This is a genomic window from Burkholderia anthina (assembly GCF_001547525.1).
GTDB classification, from domain to species: Bacteria; Pseudomonadota; Gammaproteobacteria; order Burkholderiales; family Burkholderiaceae; genus Burkholderia; species Burkholderia semiarida.
On the sequence record NZ_CM003768.1, the window covers coordinates 2,374,736 to 2,393,711 of the forward strand.

Here is an 18,976-nt window from a genome sequence, read left to right on the forward strand (position 1 = left end):
CACTCGCGGATCAATAGGCACCGGACTTCTTGAAGGCTTCGATCGCCGCGCGCAGCGCGCCTTCGTCGTCCTTCGAGAGATCCTTGGTGTCTTCGATACGCTTGATGAGGTCAGCGTGGCTGGTCTTCAGGTTGTCGCGCAGGCCCTTCTCGAACGGCAGCACTTGCTTGACGTCGAGATCGTCGAGGTAGCCGTTGTTCGCGGCGTACAGCGACACGGCCAGTTCCCAGACCTGCAGCGGCTGGTACTGCGGCTGCTTCAGCAGTTCCGTCACGCGGCGGCCGCGCTCGAGCTGCTTGCGGGTCGCTTCGTCGAGGTCCGATGCGAACTGCGCGAATGCAGCCAGTTCACGGTACTGCGCGAGGTCGGTACGGATACCGCCCGACAGCTTCTTCACGACCTTCGTCTGAGCGGCGCCGCCGACGCGCGACACCGACACGCCGGCGTTGATTGCCGGGCGGATGCCTGCGTTGAACAGGTCGGTTTCCAGGAAGATCTGGCCGTCGGTAATCGAGATCACGTTCGTCGGAACGAACGCGGTCACGTCGCCTGCCTGCGTTTCGATGACCGGCAGTGCCGTCAGCGAGCCGCTCTTGCCCTTTACTTCGCCGTTCGTGAACTTCTCGACGTACTCTTCCGACACGCGAGCCGCACGCTCGAGCAGACGCGAGTGCAGATAGAACACGTCGCCCGGGTACGCTTCACGGCCCGGCGGGCGGCGCAGCAGCAGCGAGATCTGGCGGTATGCCCAGGCCTGCTTGGTCAAGTCGTCATAGATGATCAGCGCGTCCTGGCCGCGGTCGCGGAAGTATTCGCCCATCGTGCAGCCGGCGTACGGTGCCAGGTACTGCATCGCGGCCGAATCCGACGCCGAAGCGGCGACGACGATCGTGTATTCCAGCGCGCCCGTTTCCTCGAGCTTGCGCACCACGTTCATGATCGACGAAGCCTTCTGGCCGATCGCGACGTAGATACAGATCAGGTCCTTGCCCTTCTGGTTGATGATCGCGTCGAGCGCCACCGCGGTCTTGCCGCACTGACGGTCGCCGATGATCAGCTCACGCTGGCCACGGCCGATCGGCACCATCGCGTCGATCGACTTGATGCCCGTCTGCACCGGCTGCGACACCGACTTGCGCCAGATCACGCCCGGGGCGATCTTTTCGATCGCGTCGGTCAGCTTCGCGTTGACCGGGCCCTTGCCGTCGATCGGGTTGCCGAGCGCGTCGACCACGCGGCCGACGAGTTCCGGGCCGACCGGGACTTCGAGAATGCGGCCCGTCGTCTTGACGATGTCGCCTTCCGAGATGTGTTCGTATTCGCCGAGAATCACCGCGCCGACCGAGTCGCGCTCGAGGTTCAGCGCGAGACCGAACGTGTTGCCCGGAAACTCGAGCATTTCGCCCTGCATCACGTCCGACAGGCCGTGGATACGCACGATACCGTCGGTCACGGAGATCACGGTGCCCTGGTTGCGAACGTCTGCGCTCGCTTCAAGGCCCTGGATCCGGCTCTTGATCAGCTCGCTGATCTCAGAGGGATTGAGTTGCATTATTCGCTCCTGATAGTCAATTCTGTTGCGTGCCGGCGTGGCGCTCAGGCGGTCAAGGCAGCCTGCATCGATGCGAGGCGCGCGCGAACCGAGGTGTCGAGCACTTCGTCGCCGACCGTCACGCGCACGCCGCCAATCAGCGACGAATCGACTTCGACCGTCGGTTTCAGCTTACGCTTGAACTTGCGTTCGAGGCCCGAGACGAGACTGTCGAGATCCGCGCCGTTCAGCGGGAACGCGCTCACGATCTCGGCGTCGGCTGCGCCTTCACGTTCGTTCTTGAGCGCCTCGAACTGCTCGGCGATTTCCGGCAGCAGCGCGATGCGATGATTGTCGACCAGCATCTGCACGAAGTTCTTCGCTTCGGCGCCGGCCGCGAGCGGCGACTTCACCGCAGCAAGCAGCAGCTCGGCTACTTGCGTGCGCGTCACCTTCGGGCTCGACGCGACCGACAGCACTTCCGGCAGACGCGCAACCTGGGCCAGCTCTTGCACGAGCGTGGACCAGGCGGCGATGTCACCGCCCTCGGCCACGCGGAACAGCGCTTCTGCGTAAGGGCGGGCGATGGTTGCAAGTTCGGCCATGATCAGAGCTCGGCTTTCAGTTGATTCAGCAGTTGGGCGTGGGCCGTTTGATCGACTTCGCGCTTCAGGATCTGCTCGGCGCCCTTCACGGCCAGCGCGGCGACTTCGCCACGCAGCGCTTCGCGCGCCTTCACGATTTGCTGTTCTGCTTCCGCCTTCGCCTGGGCGACGATGCGGGCGGCTTCAGCCTGGGCGTTGGCCTTGATTTCCTCGGCGACCGCCTGCGCACGCTTCTCAGCGTCGGCGATGCGCTGCTGGCCGTCGTTGCGGGCCTGCGCGAGTTCCTGGTCCACGCGCTTGTGCGCTGCGTCGAGTTCCGCCTTGCCCTTCTCCGCGGCGGCGAGGCCGTCGGCGATCTTCTTCGAACGTTCGTCGAGGGCGTTGATCAACGGCGGCCACACGAATTTCATCGTGAACCACGCGAGGACCAGGAACACGACCATTTGCGCAAACAGAGTTGCGTTGAGATTCACGGTGTTTCCTTATCTGCTATTCCGGAAAAATGAAACGGTAAGGCGCTCATCGAGTTGCATTCGATCAGCGCCCCAAGTCTCCGTTCCGCCCTGCGCCGGCTCACGCCGGACGCATATTTCCGAGGAACCTTAGCCTGCGAGCTTCGACAGGAGCGGGTTCGCGAACGCGAACAGCATTGCGACACCAACGCCGATCAGGAATGCAGCGTCGATCAGACCAGCCAGCAGGAACATCTTCGTTTGCAGCGGGTTGATGAGTTCCGGCTGACGTGCGCAGGCTTCGATGTACTTGCCACCCATCAGCGCGATACCGATACAGGCGCCGATTGCACCCAGGCCGATGATGATGCCGATACCGATGGCGGTCAGACCCTGGATGTTGGCGATGTAAGCTTGCATGATCACTCCTTTGTGAAAAGACTTGGAACTGAGATTTAAAAAACTAAAACGAAGACTCTTTGTTGCACGCCGCGCTTAGTGCGTGTCGTGCGCCTGGCCGAGATACACCAGCGTCAGCATCATGAAAATGAATGCCTGCAACAGAACAATCAGGATGTGGAAGATTGCCCAGACGCTACCCGCGATCACATGACCAACGAAGCCGAGGAACGTTGCGTCGCCACCGAAGCTCCACATGCTGCCGAGCAGGGCGATCAACAGGAACAACAGCTCACCCGCGTACATGTTGCCGAACAGCCGCATGCCGAGCGAAACGGTCTTTGCCACGTATTCGACGATGTTGAGCGCGAGGTTCGGGATCCACAGCGCCGGGTGGCCGCCGAACGGGGCCGACAGCAGCTCATGCGCAAAGCCGCCCGCGCCCTTGATCTTGATGCTGTAGTAGATCATCAGGACGAACACGCCGAGCGCGATGCCGAGCGTGCCGTTCAGGTCGGCCGTCGGGACGATGCGATGGTGGGAAATCACGTCCGACAGACCGAGCAGGCCGATCACGCGGCCCGGCAGGTCGACCGGGAGGAAGTCGAGGGAGTTCATCAGCGCGACCCACACGAACACCGTGAGGGCGAGCGGCGCGATGAAGGTGCGATTGCCGTGGACGATGGCCTTCGACTGGTCTTCGACCATTTCGACGAGCATCTCGATCGCGCACTGGAAGCGGCCCGGCACGCCCGAGGTCGCCTTGCGGGCGGCCAGACGCAGCAGGACGATCGTCACGATGCCGCATACGATCGACCAGAACAGCGTGTCGAGATTCCAGACGTGGATATCGAAAATCGACGTCTGATGCGAGGTGGAGAAATTCTGCAAGTGGTGCGCAATGTACTCGGACGGATCCGGACCGCGCGTGCCTTCGCTAGCTGCCATATCGTTAATGCCACCCAAATTGTCGAAAATCGTTTTGCCCCGTTCCGCAACACGCTATTGCGGGAACGGGCCGGTGCGGTTCGTTGTCGAAACCGCACGCTGCTTGTTCCTTACCGCCAGGCCAGCGCGATCCAGTACGTCTTCAGCACGACGAGGTACGTGACGAGGAACGGCACCCAGTGCACGCCGGCCCAGCCGAACGCCACCGCAGTGAACATCCCGATCGTCAGAGCGAGCTTCAGGGCTTCGCCCATCACCCAGCTCATCACGGTGGCCGAGCCACCTGCCTTCAGTCGTGCCACGAATACCGCACTGGGCACCCAGCCGATCGCTCCGCCCAGAAACGCGGATTGCGCAGCGGCGCCCGGCGACTTCGAAAACAGCCACCACGCCAGCGTTGCAACCAGGGACAGGACCACTTGCGCGAATACCACCTTGTAGGGAGTCACGCGCGAGGGCTTGCTCACGTTCGGGCCGAACAGCCTTTCGGCCTCTGCCCGCGTCAGCGGAACGATGTTGTTATCTTGCTGCTCGACATCCCAGTCATCGTCGGGTTCACGCCGCTCGCCGGCCGCCGAAGCGGTGCGTTGCGTGCGCTGATCATCGTGCCTGTCGTCCGGCGCCTGACCCGCCATCGCAATCTTCCGCTGAAATCCCTGAACCCGACCCCAAGCTTTCTGAAAGCTTTCAGGGGTGCCTAGCTAACAAATCCGGGCGATTGTAAGCGATAGTTGCAAGTGATTCAAGGCTTTAGACGCGACAAAAACCTGCATAAAACGACGCCTCATGATGTGAAAAAACATGCGATTCGGCGACGTACGATGACAGTTGTAAGGTCGCTTTTCCGCACCGGTATTTCTTGCGCGAGAAAGCCAGGTGACGGGGAAACGGCGGGAAACGATACCCGATACGGGCCAGGACGAAGCGGCGCGATCGCCGTCGGGAATTCGCTGCAACGCAGCCGGCGGAAACGATTCGCCCCCGTTGCCCGGGAACAAGCGAAACGCCGCGGCCCAACCCTCGCGCCGCGCGCGAAATTCGACCGGATGTTCACGCAGCGATTCATCCGGTCAGTTGTCGCGCCGCCACAGATGTTCGACTGTGGATGGCGGCACTTATCAACAACCGTTGATCAGCGTGAATGCCGTGCGCCTGCTCCGTCGCTCGAACGGCTTCCCCGCGCCGCCGCCGTTCAACCGTGCATGAGCAGCCACGCGCCGAGCGCCGCGCTCACCAGCGCGAACGGAATCGACACGAGGTGGAACGGCAGCCACATGCGCGGCTCCTTCGCGAGACGCACCGCGATCAGGTTCGCGAGCGAACCGATCGCGAACCCGAAGCCGCCGACCGATACGCCGAATGCAAGCGCGCGCCAGTCGTGCGTGAACTCCGACAGCAGGATCGCGGCCGGTACGTTGCTGATCACCTGTGACAACACGGCGCCGGCCGCATAGACGCGCAGCGGCGAATCGAGTTGCGCGTGCGCGATCGCGTCGTGCACGACGGGCAGCGCGGCCGCGCTGCGCAACACGACGAACATCAGCACGAAGATCAGCAGCAGAAGCCAGTCGATCTTCAGGACTGCGTCGCGTTTGACGGCAAGCAGCACGACGGCGACGCCGACGAGGCCCGGCAGCGGATGATGCGCATCGGCGAGCAGCACGAACGCGGCGAACAGCACGGCCGCGATCAGCGCGTGCATGCGCTGGACGGGAAGCGCAACGGCGTCGCCGGACAGGTCGAGCGGCTTCGCGCGGAACATCGATGCGGTCAGCGCGAGCAGCAGCGCCATCAGCGCGAGGGCGAGCGGGCCGAGCGTGACCACGAAACGGCCGAACGACACGCCGCTCAATTGCCACAGGAACAGATTCTGCGGATTGCCGAGCGGTGTCGCGACGGACCCCGCGTTGACGGCCAGCGCGACGACGATCACGAGCCGCCGGAACGGCAGCGGCGTCAGCGCGCGCAGCGATACCATCAACGGCACGACGACGAACAGCGCGACGTCGTTGGTGAGCCACATCGACAGCACCGCGGCGAAGCCGACGAGCAGCATCGCGAGCCCGCGTTCGGAATGCACGTGATGCACGATGCGATGCGCGAGCCACATCAGGCAGCCGGACAGCTCGAGCGCCTTGGTCAGCATCAGCAGGCCCGCGAGTGTCGCGACCGTCTGCCAGTCGACCCGATCCGCGAGCACCGAAAATGGTTGCGGACGCACCCATTGCAGCACGATCAGGCCAAGCGCAAGCACCGACAGTACCGGTTCCTGCGCAAGCCAGCCGAGCCACCGGCGCGGCGCCGGTGCACCCTTTTGCGTCATGGGTTGCCCGTTACTCTTCGGTCGCGACGTTGCCGCGCAGACGCGCGAGAATACCCTCGAGCGCGTCGAGGTTGCCGAAGTCGATCAGCACCTGCCCTCGCCCGCGGCGGCCGAGCTTGATCTTCACCGTCGACGCGAGCAGGTCGGACAACTCCTCTTCGAGGCGACGCGTATCGCGGCCGCCATCGTCCTTCGCACGCGCCTTCACGGCCGGTGCTTCCTTCGTCGTGTGCGCGACGAGCTTCTCGGTCTCGCGCACCGACATGCGCTTGTTGACCACCTGATGCGCGAGCGTGATCTGCGTGGCCGCGTCGACGGCCAGCAGCGCGCGCGCGTGCCCCATGTCGAGATCGCCGGCCAGCAGCATCGTCTGCACCGGCGACGCGAGGTTCAGCAGGCGCAGCAGGTTCGATACCGCGCTGCGCGAACGGCCGACCGATTCGGCCGCCTGTTCGTGCGTGAAACCGAACTCGTCGAGCAGACGCTGGATGCCGTGCGCCTCTTCAAGCGGATTCAGGTCCTCGCGCTGGATGTTCTCGATCAGCGCCATCGCGGCAGCAGCCTGATCGGATACGTCCTTCACGAGCACCGGCACTTCGTCGAGGCCGGCCAGGCGCGCCGCGCGGAAACGCCGCTCGCCCGCGATGATCTCGTATTTGTCTGATGAAATGGGCCGTACCAGGATCGGCTGCATGACGCCCTGGGCGCGAATGCTTGCCGCCAGCTCCTGCAGGCTGCCCTCGTCCATCCGCGTGCGCGGCTGGTACTTGCCGGCTTGCAGCTTGCCGAGCGCGAGCGTGTTCGGTGCCCCTTCGATCTTCACCGCTTCGGTGATATCGGCACTGCCGCCGAGCAGCGCTTCGAGGCCACGTCCCAAGCCCTTCTTCTTTGGTACCGCGTTCATGTCTTTCTTCCTCGCTTCGCTCATGTCCGGATCACGACACCTCGAACGCGCGCACGCGCTCGATCATCTCGGCACCGAATTGGAGATACGCTTGCGCACCGCGCGAGCTGCGGTCGAATACGACGCCCGGCAACCCGTAACTCGGCGCTTCCGCCAGGCGCACGTTGCGCGGAATCACCACGTCGAACACCTTGTCGCCGAAGTGCGCTTTCAGTTGATCGGAGACTTGCTGCTGCAGCGTGATGCGCGGATCGAACATCACGCGCAGCAAGCCGATGATCTTCAGGTCGCGGTTCATGTTCGCGTGAACCTGCTTGATCGTGTTGACGAGGTCCGACAACCCTTCCAGTGCGAAGTACTCGCACTGCATCGGGATCACGACGCCATGCGCCGCGCACAGGCCGTTCAGCGTCAACAGCGACAGCGTCGGCGGGCAATCGATCAGGACGAAATCGTAGTCGTCGGCGACGCGCTCGAGCGCGGCCTTCAGGCGGCGCTCGCGGTTGTCGATGCTGATCAGTTCGATCTCGGCGCCGGACAGCTCGCGGTTCGCGGGGAGCACGTCATAGGTGACGCCTTCCGGACGCACGCGCGCGTCGGTCACCGACACGCCGTCGACCAGCACTTCGTACACGGTCGCTTCGCAGGCGGCCTTGTCGATCCCGCTGCCCATCGTCGCGTTGCCCTGCGGGTCGAGATCGATCAACAGGACGCGTTGCTCCTGCGCTGCAAGGCTTGCGGCGAGATTGACCGATGTCGTCGTCTTGCCGACGCCCCCCTTCTGGTTCGCAACGCAGAAGATCTTTGCCATCGTTGGTGTGTTCCCTTTACCTTCAAACAAACGGCGCGCTACCGCGCGCCTTCAATTCGCGTCGTCGACGGCCACTTCGAACAAATGCCGCTCCGCATCGAGCATCGGTACCGCCAGCCGGATCGTCTGCTTGACGCGGCTGCCTTCCGGCAACCGCGCAATCTCGTCGTCCGGGTGAACGCCCTTCATCGCCCAGATCGATCCGCCCGGCGCGACCAGATGACGAGCAAGTTTAACGAAGTCGGACAGATCCGCGAAAGCGCGGGATACGATGATGTCGAATTTTTCCGGCACTTCGCCCCCCGGCCGCAGCGATTCGACACGGCCGGTCACGACCGACAGGTTCGCGAGCTTCAGCTCCGCGCGCATCTGCGTCTGGAAGGCCGACTTCTTCTGCACGATATCGTTCAGCGTGACCTGCCAGCCCGGCTCGACGATCGCCAGCACGATACCGGGCAGCCCGCCGCCCGAGCCGACGTCGAGCACACGCGCCGACGCACGGCCACGCAGATGCGGGATGATGGAAAGCGAATCGAGAATGTGCTGGATCAGCATCTGCTTCGGGTCGCGGATCGCGGTCAGGTTGTAGACCGCGTTCCACTTGCCGAGCAGCGCGACATAGTCGAGTAGCTGGTTGCGCTGCGTATCCGTCAGCGCGAGGTCCAGTGCCGCCGTGCCTTCGACGAGCATCTGTTCCAGTACGTCCCGATTAACCGCCGGCGCGCGACGCGCCGTCATCGTTGTGTCGGGACGGTGCCGCCCCCCTGCTCCGCGGCCTCTGCGGCCATGCCGTTACGGCGGCCCAGGCCGCGACGCTTCAGGTGCACCATCAGCAGCGAGATTGCCGCCGGCGTGACGCCCGAGATACGCGACGCCTGCCCGATCGTTTCCGGCCGGAACTCGTTGAGCTTCTGGCTCACCTCGAACGACAGGCCGCGAACCTCGCGGTAGTCGATACCGTCCGGCAAGCGTGTGTTCTCGTTCGCGTCGTTGCGTTCGATCTCGGATGCCTGGCGCTCGATATAGCCCTGATACTTGATGCCGATCTCGACCTGTTCCTTGATCTGCTCGAGCAGCACCGGGTCGTCCGTCAGCGGCTCCGCGGGGCCACACTCTCCGCCCTTCAGCCCGCACACACCGTCGTAGCTGACACCCGGGCGACGCAGCAGCTCCGCGAGGCTGTATTCGTGGTCGATTGCCTTGCCGAGCAACGCCGTCGCTTCTTCCGCCGGCAGCGTCTTCGGCGTGACCCACGTCGACTTCAGGCGTTCGGTTTCACGTGAAACAGCGTCGCGTTTCCGGCTGAAAGCGTCCCAGCGGACGTCGTCGACCAGCCCAAGCTCGCGGCCAATCTCGGTCAAGCGCATGTCGGCATTGTCTTCACGCAGGCTCAGGCGATATTCGGCCCGGCTCGTGAACATCCGGTACGGCTCGGCCACGCCGCGCGTGACGAGATCGTCGACCAGCACGCCCAGATAGGCCTGGTCGCGACGCGGGCACCACGCATCCTTCTCCTGCACGTAGCGACCCGCGTTGAGGCCGGCCAGCAAGCCCTGCGCAGCTGCTTCTTCGTAGCCGGTCGTACCGTTGATCTGGCCCGCAAAGAACAGCCCGTTGATCGCCTTCGTCTCGAGCGACGCCTTCAGCGCACGCGGGTCGAAGTAGTCGTATTCGATCGCGTAACCGGGGCGCAGGATGTGCGCGTTCTCCAGGCCGCGCATCGAATGCACGAGCTCGAGCTGGACGTCGAACGGCAGGCTCGTCGAGATTCCGTTCGGATAGAACTCGTTGGTCGTCAGCCCTTCCGGCTCCAGGAAGATCTGGTGGGATTCCTTCGACGCGAACCGGTGGATCTTGTCTTCGATCGACGGGCAATAGCGCGGGCCCACGCCTTCGATCACGCCTGTATACATGGGCGACCGGTCAAGGCCGCCGCGAATGATGTCGTGCGTGCGCTCGTTCGTATGCGTGACCCAGCACGGCAATTGCCGCGGATGCTGCTCCGCGCGGCCCAGGAATGAGAACACGGGGATCGGATCGAGGTCGCCCGGCTGCTCGTCGAGCTTCGAAAAGTCGATCGTGCGGCCGTCGATACGCGGCGGCGTACCGGTCTTCAAGCGGCCCTGCGGCAGCTTCAGTTCCTTCAGGCGCGACGACAGCGACACGGCCGCCGGATCGCCCGCGCGACCGCCCGTGTAGTTGTTCAGGCCGACGTGGATCTTGCCGTCGAGGAACGTGCCAGCCGTCAGCACGACCGCGCGCGCGCCGAAACGGATGCCGATTTGCGTGACGGCGCCGACCACGCGGTCGCCTTCGACCATCAGGTCGTCGACGGCCTGCTGGAACAGCCACAGGTTCGGCTGATTTTCGAGGCGATGACGGATCGCGGCCTTGTACAGGATGCGGTCGGCCTGCGCACGCGTCGCGCGCACGGCCGGGCCCTTCGATGAATTGAGGATCCGGAACTGAATACCGCTTTCGTCCGTCGCGGCGGCCATCGCGCCGCCCAGCGCGTCGACTTCCTTGACCAGATGGCCCTTGCCAATGCCGCCGATCGACGGATTGCAGCTCATCTGCCCGAGCGTTTCGATGTTGTGGGTCAGCAGCAGGGTCTTCGCGCCCATGCGGGCGGACGCGAGCGCGGCTTCCGTGCCGGCATGACCGCCACCGACGACGATGACGTCAAATTCTGTGGGAAAAAGCATGGTGGATTCCGTACGCAGAGCTGCGTACGAACCTATCAGAGAAATGTATGGGCCGAATTATAGCGGGTTCGCTTTTCCCCCGAAGGCCGTCCGAATGGTAGGGTCTGTGCATTTCGGGGCGATTTTTTCGCTGGGGGCGGGCGAATTCGTCGTGGCGGGCCTGCTTGCGCGGTGTGATGCGTGGTTCGACGCCCATTGTCGTCCATGTGCACGAGCCCGCCGGTTCGTCTGATCCGCGTCCGTGGCAAGGACACAGTATTTCTCTCGATTACCTCGGGGCTTATCCCCCAATCCCGAGCGACCGATGCATCGAACGCACCAGCCAACCTCACAAACAAAAGCGGCGTGTTTCACGTGAAACACGCCGCCCGTTTCCTCCACCGCATCAGCAATCAAGCCGTCTTCTTCGTCAACCCGAGATACGTCTCGATCACCCGCGGATTCTGCGCAAGCTCGGCAGCCGCCCCTTCCAACGCGAACTCGCCCGTCTCCAGCACATAGCCGTAGTCGGAGATCTGCAACGCCGCCCGTGCGTTCTGCTCGATCAGTAGCGTGGCCACGCCGGTGCCGCGCAACGCGCTGATGATATGAAAGATCTCCTTCACGATCAGCGGCGCCAGCCCGAGGCTCGGTTCGTCGAGCATCAGCAGGTCGGGCTTGCCCATCAGCGCACGGCCGACCGCCAGCATCTGCCGCTCGCCGCCGGACAGCGTGCCGGCCGCCTGCCTGCGGCGCTCCTTCAGCCGCGGGAATAGCGCGAACACGTGGTCGAGCTGATCGAGGAAGTTCGCTTCGCCCGCCTGCTTGCGCCGGTACGCGCCGAGCACGAGGTTGTCTTCGACCGTCATCGTGCTGAACAGCTCACGCTTTTCCGGTACGAGGCACATCCCGCGCGCGACGCGCTGCTCGACCGGCAAGGCGCCAACATCGTTGCCGCGATATACGACCGCGCCCGACGCGTGCCCCGTTACCGGCAGCGCCCCCATGATCGCGTTCAGCAGCGTCGATTTGCCGGCACCGTTCGGGCCGATCACGCTGACGATCTGCCCCGCCCCGACCTTGATCGCGGCACCGTGCAGCGCTTCCACCTTCCCGTACCGCACCGCCAGCCCGCGTACTTCGAGAATCGGCATCGTCGTGTCCGTCATCACTCCACCCCGCCCAGATACGCTTCGAGCACGGCCGGGTCCTGCTGCACATCCTGCGGCAGCCCTTCCGCGATCCGCGTGCCGAATTCCATCACCACCAGCCGGTCGGTGAGGTTCATCACGAAATCCATGTCATGTTCCACGAGCAACACGCTCATGCCCTCGGCCTTCAGCCGCCGCAGCAGGTCGGCGAGCTGCTGCTTCTCCTGGTAACGCAGGCCCGCGGCCGGCTCGTCGAGCAGCAGCAGCGTCGGATCGCAGCACAGCGCCCGCGCGATTTCGAGAATCCGTTGCTGGCCAAGCGCGAGGCTGCCCGCTTCGTCGTACATGTGCTTCTCGAGCCCGACGCGGCGGATCTGGCGCGCGGCTTCGGCCAGTAACTGCGCTTCCTCATGCGCATTGAGCCGAGCAATGCTGCGCCACACGCCCGTATGACCCCGCAGATGGGCACCGATCGCGACGTTCTCGAGCACCGTCATCGCCGGCAGCAGCTTCACATGCTGGAACGTGCGACCGATGCCGCGGCGGACGATCTGACGCGACGTCAGCCCGTCGATACGCTCGCCGCGGAACGTGATCGCGCCGCTGGTTGGCTTCAGCACGCCGGTCACGAGGTTGAACGTGGTCGACTTGCCCGCGCCGTTCGGGCCGATCAGCCCGATGATCTGCCCCGCTTTCACGTCGAAACTGACGTCGTTGACGGCCACGAGCCCGCCGAACTGCTTGCGGGCGTTGTCGACCACGAGCAGCGGCTCGCCGGCCACCGGCTTGGCGCGCTGCGGCAGCGGGTCGGCCTGCGCCGGCACGTGCGCGCGCGGCCCGCGTGGGAACAGTCTCGCGACGAACGGCCATACGCCCTGGCGCGCGTACTGCAGCAACAGCACCATCAGCACGCCGAACACGATGATCTCGAAGTTGCCTTCCGAGCCGAGCAGCTTCGGCAGCAGCGTCTGTAGATAATCCTGCAGCACGGTCAGGATCGCCGCGCCGAGCACCGCGCCCCACACGTGCGACACACCGCCGACCACGGCCATGAACAGGAATTCGATCCCGTGGTTCAGGCCAAACGGCGTCGGGTTCACCGCGCGCTGCAGGTGCGCATACAGGAAGCCGGACACGGCCGCGAGCACGGCCGCGTAGATGAAGATCACGACACGCATCCACGCGGTATTCACGCCCATCGCCTCGGCCATCACGCCGCCGCCGCGCAGCGCGCGGATCGCGCGGCCGGGCCGGCTGTTGAGCAGGTTCTGCACCGACACGATCGCGGCCAGCACCACGGCCCAGATCAGGAAATACAGGCTGCGCCCGCTTTCGAGCACGATGCCGAACAGGTTCAGCGCTGGAATCCCGTTGATCCCGTCGTATTTGCCGAGCAGTTCGAGGTTGCCGAACAGGTAGAACAGCGCGAGCCCCCACGCGATCGTGCCGAGCGGCAGGAAGTGCCCGGACAGCCGCATCGTCACGACGCCGAGCACGAGCGCCACGAGCGCCGTCAGCACCACGCCGACGATCAGCGCGAGCCACGGCGACACGCCGTACCGCGTCGTCAGGAACGCGGTCGCATATGCGCCGATGCCGACGAACGCGGCCTGCCCGAAGCTCGTCATCCCGCCGACGCCCGTCAGCAGCACGAGCCCGATCGCGACGATCGCATACAGGCCGATGTAGTTCAGCAGCGTGATCCAGTACTCGGGCACCTGCAGCGCGCCGGGCAGCACCGGCAGCGCGAACAGCACCACGAGAAACAGCCAGAAGGCCTTGTTGCGTACCATCGTCTTCATCGCGTCACTCCTCTTCCTCTTCCGCATGCGGCGTCACGAAGCTGCGCCACAGCAACACCGGAATGATCAGCGTGAACACGATCACCTCCTTGTACGCGCTCGCCCAGAACGACGAATACGATTCGAGCACGCCGACGAGCAGCGAGCCGGCGGCCGCGAGCGGATAGCTGACGAGCCCGCCGATGATCGCGCCGACGAAGCCCTTCAGGCCGATCAGGAAGCCCGAGTCGTAGTAGATCGTCGTCAGCGGGCCGACGAGGATCCCGGACAGCACGCCGAGCCCCGCCGCGAACGTGAATGCGAGCCGCCCGGCTTCGGTGGTGCCGATGCCGACGAGCCGCGCACCGAGCCGGTTCACCGACGTCGCACGCAGCGCCTTGCCGGCGATCGTGCGGCCGAAGTACACGTAGAGCGCGCCGATCAGCACGAGCGCCGTGACGACGACCAGGATGCTCTGCACCGACACCGTCAGGCTGCCGATCGCGAGCGACGCGTCCGAGAACCCGTTGGTGCGAGAGCCTTCCGCGCCGAACATCACGAGGCCGAGGCCGACCATCGCGAAATGGACGGCCACCGACACGATCAGCAGCAGCAGCGTCGTTCCTTCGGCGATCGGCTGGTACACGAGCCGGTAGACGAACGGCCCCATCGGCACGACGATCGCGAGCGTCAGCGCGATCTGCGCGAGCATCGGCATCGGCTGCGCGGCAAAGCTGCGCGTGATCGCGAACACCGCAAGCGGCAGCAGCACGTAGCGGCTGCCGAGCGTCGCGAGCGTGCGGCCGAGCTGATGGCGGCGTTCGCGATGCCGGATCAGGCCGCCGGCCTCGAGCAGGAAGCATGCGATGCCCATCACGAACAGCAGCCAGCAGGTGGCGGGGAATTTCTGCGCCTGCAACGCGGCCAGCGTCAGCGCACCGTAGGCGACGAATTCGCCCTGGGGAATGAAGATCACCCGCGTGACGGAAAATACCAGCACGAGCGCCAGCGACAACAATGCATAAATGGCGCCGGTCGTGATGCCGTCTTGCGCGAGGATCGCCGCAATCGAGAGATCCATACGTTTCGTGTATCGAGAGAATGCTGCGGAGAAACGAAAGGCGGAAACGGCCGGGGTGCGCGCGACACGATCGGCACGTCGCGCGCCACGCGGCGGGCACCGGGGTTCCACGCGGCACGGGTGCGGCCGTCATGCGCGCCACCCTGCCGACGGCATGCGCGGCGCCGTTCGCGCCGTGCATGCCGGTTTCACGTGATGCTTACTCGGCCTGCAGCTTCCACTTGCCGTCGACGATCTGCACCATCACGCGCGCACGCGTGTCGAAGCCATTGTGATCGGTCGCCGTCATGTTGATCACGCCGTGCGAGACGGGCAGATCCTTCACGCTTTCGATCGATGCGCGCAGCGCTTCGCGGAACGCCTCGGTGCCCGGCTGGCCCTTCTTCAGCGCTTCCGGAATCGCCCGCTGCAGCAGCAGGCCCGCGTCCCACGCATGGCCGCCGAACGTCGACAGCGAACCCGCGCCGTACGCCTTCTCGTACGCGGCCTTGTAGCCGAGCGCCGGCTTCTTCACCGGATTCGAATCGGGCAGCTGGTCGGTCACGAGCACGGGGCCGGCCGGCAGGATCTCGCCTTCGCAATCCTTGCCGCACACGCGCAGGAAATCGTTGTTCGCGACGCCGTGCGTCTGGTACACCTTGCCCTTGTAGCCGCGCTCCTTCAGCGTCTTGGCCGGCAGCGCCGCCGGCGTGCCGGAGCCGGCGATCAGCACCGCATCCGGGTTCGCGCCCAGCAGCTTCAGCACCTGCCCCATCACCGACGCGTCGGTCCGGTTGTAGCGCTCGTTCGACACGAGCTTCAGCCCGTTCTTCGCGGCTGCCGCGTCGAACGTCTTGTACCAGCTGTCGCCGTACGCATCGGCGAAGCCGATGAAGCCGACCGTCTTCACGCCGTGCTTCGCCATGTAGCCGGCAATCGCGTCGGCCATCAGCTGGTCGTTCTGCGGCACCTTGAACATCCACGCGCGCTTCGCGTCCATCGGCGCGATGATCTGCGCGCTCGCCGCGAGCGAGATCGTCGGCGTCTTGCCCTGCGACACGGGGTCGAGCATCGCGAGCGAGTTCGGCGTGACCGACGAACCGATGATCGCGTCGACGTGATCCTCGTCGATCAGCTTGCGCACGTTCTGCACCGCGCGGCTCGTGTCGGACGCGTCGTCGAGCACGATGTACTGCACGCTCTTGCCCGCGATTTCCTTCGGCAGCAGCGCGATCGTGTTCTTTTCCGGAATCCCGAGCGAGGCGGCCGGGCCGGTGGCCGACAGCGTCACGCCGATCTTGACCTGCGCCGACGCCGTGGCCGCCGCACACACGAGGCCCGCGGCAAGCAGGGCCTCCATCCATCGATTCATCTTCATTTACGTTGTCTCCAAACGCTGCTCGAAAAAACCACGGTTGCTCGGGCGGCTTCCGGTCCCCAAACAAGTTAATATCTTAATTATCTCGTCCATCCGCGCCCATGCTCGTTTTCCCGTGAAACGCCGCACCCATGCGCCGCATGCCGATCGAAACGGCCGTTCGACCGTCACGATGCGCAGCAGCGGTGTCGTCAGGATGAAGAAGGCGAAGAAATGAGAAAGCGTGCGGAAGCTGGTTGCGCGCGCATCGATGGTCGGCACGCGCGGCGAGCGATGCAACATCGGGAAGCCGGCCGCTCATGCGAACGAGAATACGGATGCAGAGACGGATGCGAGTGCAACGACCCGCACGGGCGCCGGGACGCGCATACAGGCCGCGGAGCGGCTCGGAAATGCCGCGATGCCTCGTCGCGCACCCGATGACGAACGAACGGCGCCCGCCGCCTCTGCTGCCCCGATCCACCGTGCTGCGCTGCTCATCCAACCGTACTCCCTGTTCTGCATTGTGCTTGTAGGAGAACTGCCGACCGATTTTCCCGACCGCACGGTCGGCGAAAGCCGAGTGTAACGGACGCCTTTCGCGCACGCCAACCGGGTAAGCCCGAAGCGCCTGTGCAGGATTGCGCATCGTCGGCGAACGAATCGCGGGAAAGGAAAAGCGGAGAGGCGCGAAGCGCGGAAAAGACGCGGTGCGAACGCAAACGCGGGAAGCGGCCGTCACGCCGGCCGATGCACCATCGATGGAATCCGTGCACGCAAATGAAAAAGCGCTGTTGGATTCCGTCCAACAGCGCTTTAGGGTCCGGGCACTTTGTGCCTCGATTGTCTCCTCGTTCTCCACCTGCAAATTCGTTTCGCGGTGCATCAGAACTAGGTTGAATCTTAAAGAGGCTTAAGCACCACGACAACTTAGCATTTACCCCTATGGTGCATCGCCGCACGAAAATGGGGCACCAGCGGGCCGCGCGGAGCAGGCCCCAGCCGCCGCGCCGCCCTTCCCGGGCGGGCCGGATGGTGCTGCGCATCAACGCGCGGCGACGCGCACGGCACGCTCACGACGTCGCCCTGAGCGGTTTGATCCGCGCGACCATCTCGCCGACGATGCCGCGCCGGAACGCGAGCACGCATGCGATGAAGATCAGCCCGGTGACGATCGTCGCCGATTCGCCGAGCGAATGGAACCACGCGACGCCCGTCGTCGACGCGAGCCATTCGCCGATGTCGCCGAGCCGGTCTTCCAGCGCGACGATCAGCGCGGCGCCCAGGAGCGGCCCGAACAGCGTGCCCATCCCGCCGACGAGCGTCATCAGCACGACGAGGCCCGACATCGTCCAGTACGCGTCCGACAGCGTCTCGAAGCCGAGCACCAGCACCTTCAGCGAACCGGCCAGCCCCGCGAGCGCGGCCGACAGGATGAACGCGAGCAGCTTGAAGCGGTCGGTGTCGTAGCCGAGCGAGATCGCACGCGCTTCGTTCTCCTTGATGGCGACGAGCACCTGGCCGAACGGCGAATGGACGACCCGCACGATGAACGCGCATGCGGCCACGACCACCGCCAGCACGACGTAGTACAGCGCGACGTCGTTCGACAGGTCGAGCAGCCCGAACAGGCGGCCGCGCGGCACGCCCTGCAGGCCGTCCTCGCCGTGCGTGAACGGCGCCTGCAGATAGATGAAGTAGACCATCTGCGCGAACGCGAGCGTGATCATCGCGAAGTAGATGCCTTGCCGGCGGATCGCGAACAGCCCGACGACGAGCCCGAGCAGCGTCGCGGCGACCGTGCCGACCAGCACGCCGAGCTCGGGCGTGAAACCGAGCGTCTGCATCGAATAGCCGGTCGCATAGCCGGCCGTCGCGAGGAACATCGCATGGCCGAACGACAGCAGCCCCGTATAGCCGATCAGCAGGTTGAACGCGGCCGCGAACAGCGCGAACGCGAGCACCTTCATCACGAACACCGGATACGCGCCGATGAACGGTGCGGCGAGCAGCGCGGCGAGCAGCACGCCGTAGAGCACTTTTCTCTGCATCATTTTTCCTTGCCGAAGAGGCCCGCCGGGCGGAACAGCAGCACGATCGCCATGATCACGAACACGACGGTGGCCGATGCTTCGGGATAGAACACGCGCGTGAAGCCCTCGATCACGCCGAGCAGCAGGCCCGTGACGATCGAGCCGAGGATCGAGCCCATCCCGCCGATCACGACCACCGCGAACACGGTGATGATCATCGGCTGGCCCATCAGCGGCGACACCTGGATCACCGGCGCGGCCAGCACGCCCGCGAACGCCGCGAGCGCGACGCCGAAGCCGTAGGTGAGCGTGATCATCATCGGCACGTTCACGCCGAACGCCTCGACGAGCTTCGGGTTCTCGGTGCCCGCGCGCAAGTACGCGCCGAGCCGCGTCTTCTCGATCACGAACCACGTCGCGAGGCACACCGCGAGCGACGCGACGACCACCCACGCGCGATAGTTCGGCAGGAACATGAAGCCGAGATTGGTCGCGCCGGACAGCTGCGACGGCACGTCGTACGGCTGACCCGACGATCCGTAGATCGACCGGAACACGCCTTCGACGACCAGCGTGAGCCCGAACGTGAGCAGCAGCCCGTACAGGTGATCGAGCTTGTACAGCCAGCGCAGCATCGAGCGCTCGATCGCGATCCCGAACACGCCGACGATCAGCGGCGCCAGCACGAGCATCGCCCAGTACGGCAGCGCGAGATACGACAGGCCCATCCACGCGAGCATCGCACCCAGCATGAACAGCGCGCCGTGCGCGAAGTTGATCACGTTGAGCAGCCCGAAGATCACCGCGAGCCCGAGGCTCAGGATCGCGTAGAACGAGCCGTTGACGAGCCCGAGCAGCAACTGGCTCAGCATCGCCGGCAACGGAATGCCAAAGATTTCCATCGACTTAGCCGTCAGAATGAGTTTCGTTGCGCACG

Annotated in this window: 18 protein-coding genes; all 18 read right to left on the reverse strand. The window is 64.8% G+C overall.

Annotated features, from left to right (window positions below):
- Positions 1 to 10 precede the first annotated feature (10 nt).
- Positions 11 to 1,552, reverse strand: coding sequence for a F0F1 ATP synthase subunit alpha (atpA, locus tag WS64_RS10845; protein WP_059580508.1), 1,542 nt, complete (start codon positions 1,550 to 1,552; stop codon positions 11 to 13).
- A 44-nt stretch (positions 1,553 to 1,596) separates the two neighbouring features.
- Positions 1,597 to 2,136: a F0F1 ATP synthase subunit delta gene (locus WS64_RS10850; protein ID WP_034188172.1), complete on the reverse strand. Its 540-nt coding sequence runs from the start codon at positions 2,134 to 2,136 to the stop codon at positions 1,597 to 1,599.
- Positions 2,137 to 2,138: 2 nt separating this feature from the next.
- Positions 2,139 to 2,609, reverse strand: a complete 471-nt coding sequence (locus WS64_RS10855; RefSeq protein ID WP_006477283.1) for a F0F1 ATP synthase subunit B — start codon at positions 2,607 to 2,609, stop codon at positions 2,139 to 2,141.
- Between the two features lie 129 nt (positions 2,610 to 2,738).
- Complete coding sequence (gene atpE / locus WS64_RS10860; RefSeq protein WP_006482730.1) at positions 2,739 to 3,008, reverse strand: F0F1 ATP synthase subunit C; 270 nt, start codon at positions 3,006 to 3,008, stop codon at positions 2,739 to 2,741.
- A gap of 75 nt (positions 3,009 to 3,083) precedes the next feature.
- Positions 3,084 to 3,935 (reverse strand): F0F1 ATP synthase subunit A, encoded by an 852-nt coding sequence (atpB, locus tag WS64_RS10865; protein WP_006477281.1) that lies wholly within the window; start codon positions 3,933 to 3,935, stop codon positions 3,084 to 3,086.
- Between the two features lie 110 nt (positions 3,936 to 4,045).
- On the reverse strand, positions 4,046 to 4,570 hold the full coding sequence (locus WS64_RS10870; protein WP_059580504.1) for an ATP synthase subunit I: 525 nt from the start codon (positions 4,568 to 4,570) through the stop codon (positions 4,046 to 4,048).
- Positions 4,571 to 5,127: 557 nt separating this feature from the next.
- Positions 5,128 to 6,258 (reverse strand): SLC13 family permease, encoded by a 1,131-nt coding sequence (locus tag WS64_RS10875; protein ID WP_060966448.1) that lies wholly within the window; start codon positions 6,256 to 6,258, stop codon positions 5,128 to 5,130.
- 10 nt (positions 6,259 to 6,268) lie between these two features.
- Positions 6,269 to 7,162: a ParB/RepB/Spo0J family partition protein gene (locus WS64_RS10880; protein ID WP_006482728.1), complete on the reverse strand. Its 894-nt coding sequence runs from the start codon at positions 7,160 to 7,162 to the stop codon at positions 6,269 to 6,271.
- 31 nt (positions 7,163 to 7,193) lie between these two features.
- On the reverse strand, positions 7,194 to 7,973 hold the full coding sequence (locus tag WS64_RS10885; RefSeq protein ID WP_059580499.1) for a ParA family protein: 780 nt from the start codon (positions 7,971 to 7,973) through the stop codon (positions 7,194 to 7,196).
- Positions 7,974 to 8,024: 51 nt separating this feature from the next.
- Positions 8,025 to 8,711 (reverse strand): 16S rRNA (guanine(527)-N(7))-methyltransferase RsmG, encoded by a 687-nt coding sequence (gene rsmG, locus WS64_RS10890; protein WP_060966449.1) that lies wholly within the window; start codon positions 8,709 to 8,711, stop codon positions 8,025 to 8,027.
- On the reverse strand, positions 8,708 to 10,678 hold the full coding sequence (gene mnmG, locus WS64_RS10895; protein WP_060966450.1) for a tRNA uridine-5-carboxymethylaminomethyl(34) synthesis enzyme MnmG: 1,971 nt from the start codon (positions 10,676 to 10,678) through the stop codon (positions 8,708 to 8,710). Before mnmG ends, rsmG begins: the two co-directional genes overlap by 4 nt.
- Positions 10,679 to 11,070: 392 nt before the next feature.
- Positions 11,071 to 11,826 (reverse strand): ABC transporter ATP-binding protein, encoded by a 756-nt coding sequence (locus WS64_RS10900; protein WP_059580489.1) that lies wholly within the window; start codon positions 11,824 to 11,826, stop codon positions 11,071 to 11,073.
- A complete protein-coding gene (locus tag WS64_RS10905; protein WP_060966451.1) occupies positions 11,826 to 13,610 on the reverse strand; it encodes a branched-chain amino acid ABC transporter ATP-binding protein/permease in 1,785 nt (594 codons plus the stop codon). Before WS64_RS10905 ends, WS64_RS10900 begins: the two co-directional genes overlap by 1 nt.
- Positions 13,611 to 13,614: 4 nt before the next feature.
- Entirely contained in the window at positions 13,615 to 14,670 is a 1,056-nt protein-coding gene (locus tag WS64_RS10910) for a branched-chain amino acid ABC transporter permease (protein ID WP_060966452.1), read from the reverse strand.
- Positions 14,671 to 14,869: 199 nt separating this feature from the next.
- Positions 14,870 to 16,027, reverse strand: coding sequence for an ABC transporter substrate-binding protein (locus WS64_RS10915; RefSeq protein ID WP_059580480.1), 1,158 nt, complete (start codon positions 16,025 to 16,027; stop codon positions 14,870 to 14,872).
- Positions 16,028 to 16,309: a hypothetical protein gene (locus WS64_RS34270; protein WP_155720412.1), complete on the reverse strand. Its 282-nt coding sequence runs from the start codon at positions 16,307 to 16,309 to the stop codon at positions 16,028 to 16,030. It lies immediately after the preceding gene.
- 770 nt (positions 16,310 to 17,079) lie between these two features.
- Entirely contained in the window at positions 17,080 to 18,057 is a 978-nt protein-coding gene (locus tag WS64_RS10920) for a branched-chain amino acid ABC transporter permease (protein ID WP_059580695.1), read from the reverse strand.
- Positions 18,057 to 18,941, reverse strand: coding sequence for a branched-chain amino acid ABC transporter permease (locus WS64_RS10925; RefSeq protein WP_059580692.1), 885 nt, complete (start codon positions 18,939 to 18,941; stop codon positions 18,057 to 18,059). Before WS64_RS10925 ends, WS64_RS10920 begins: the two co-directional genes overlap by 1 nt.
- Between the last annotated feature and the right edge of the window lie 35 nt (positions 18,942 to 18,976).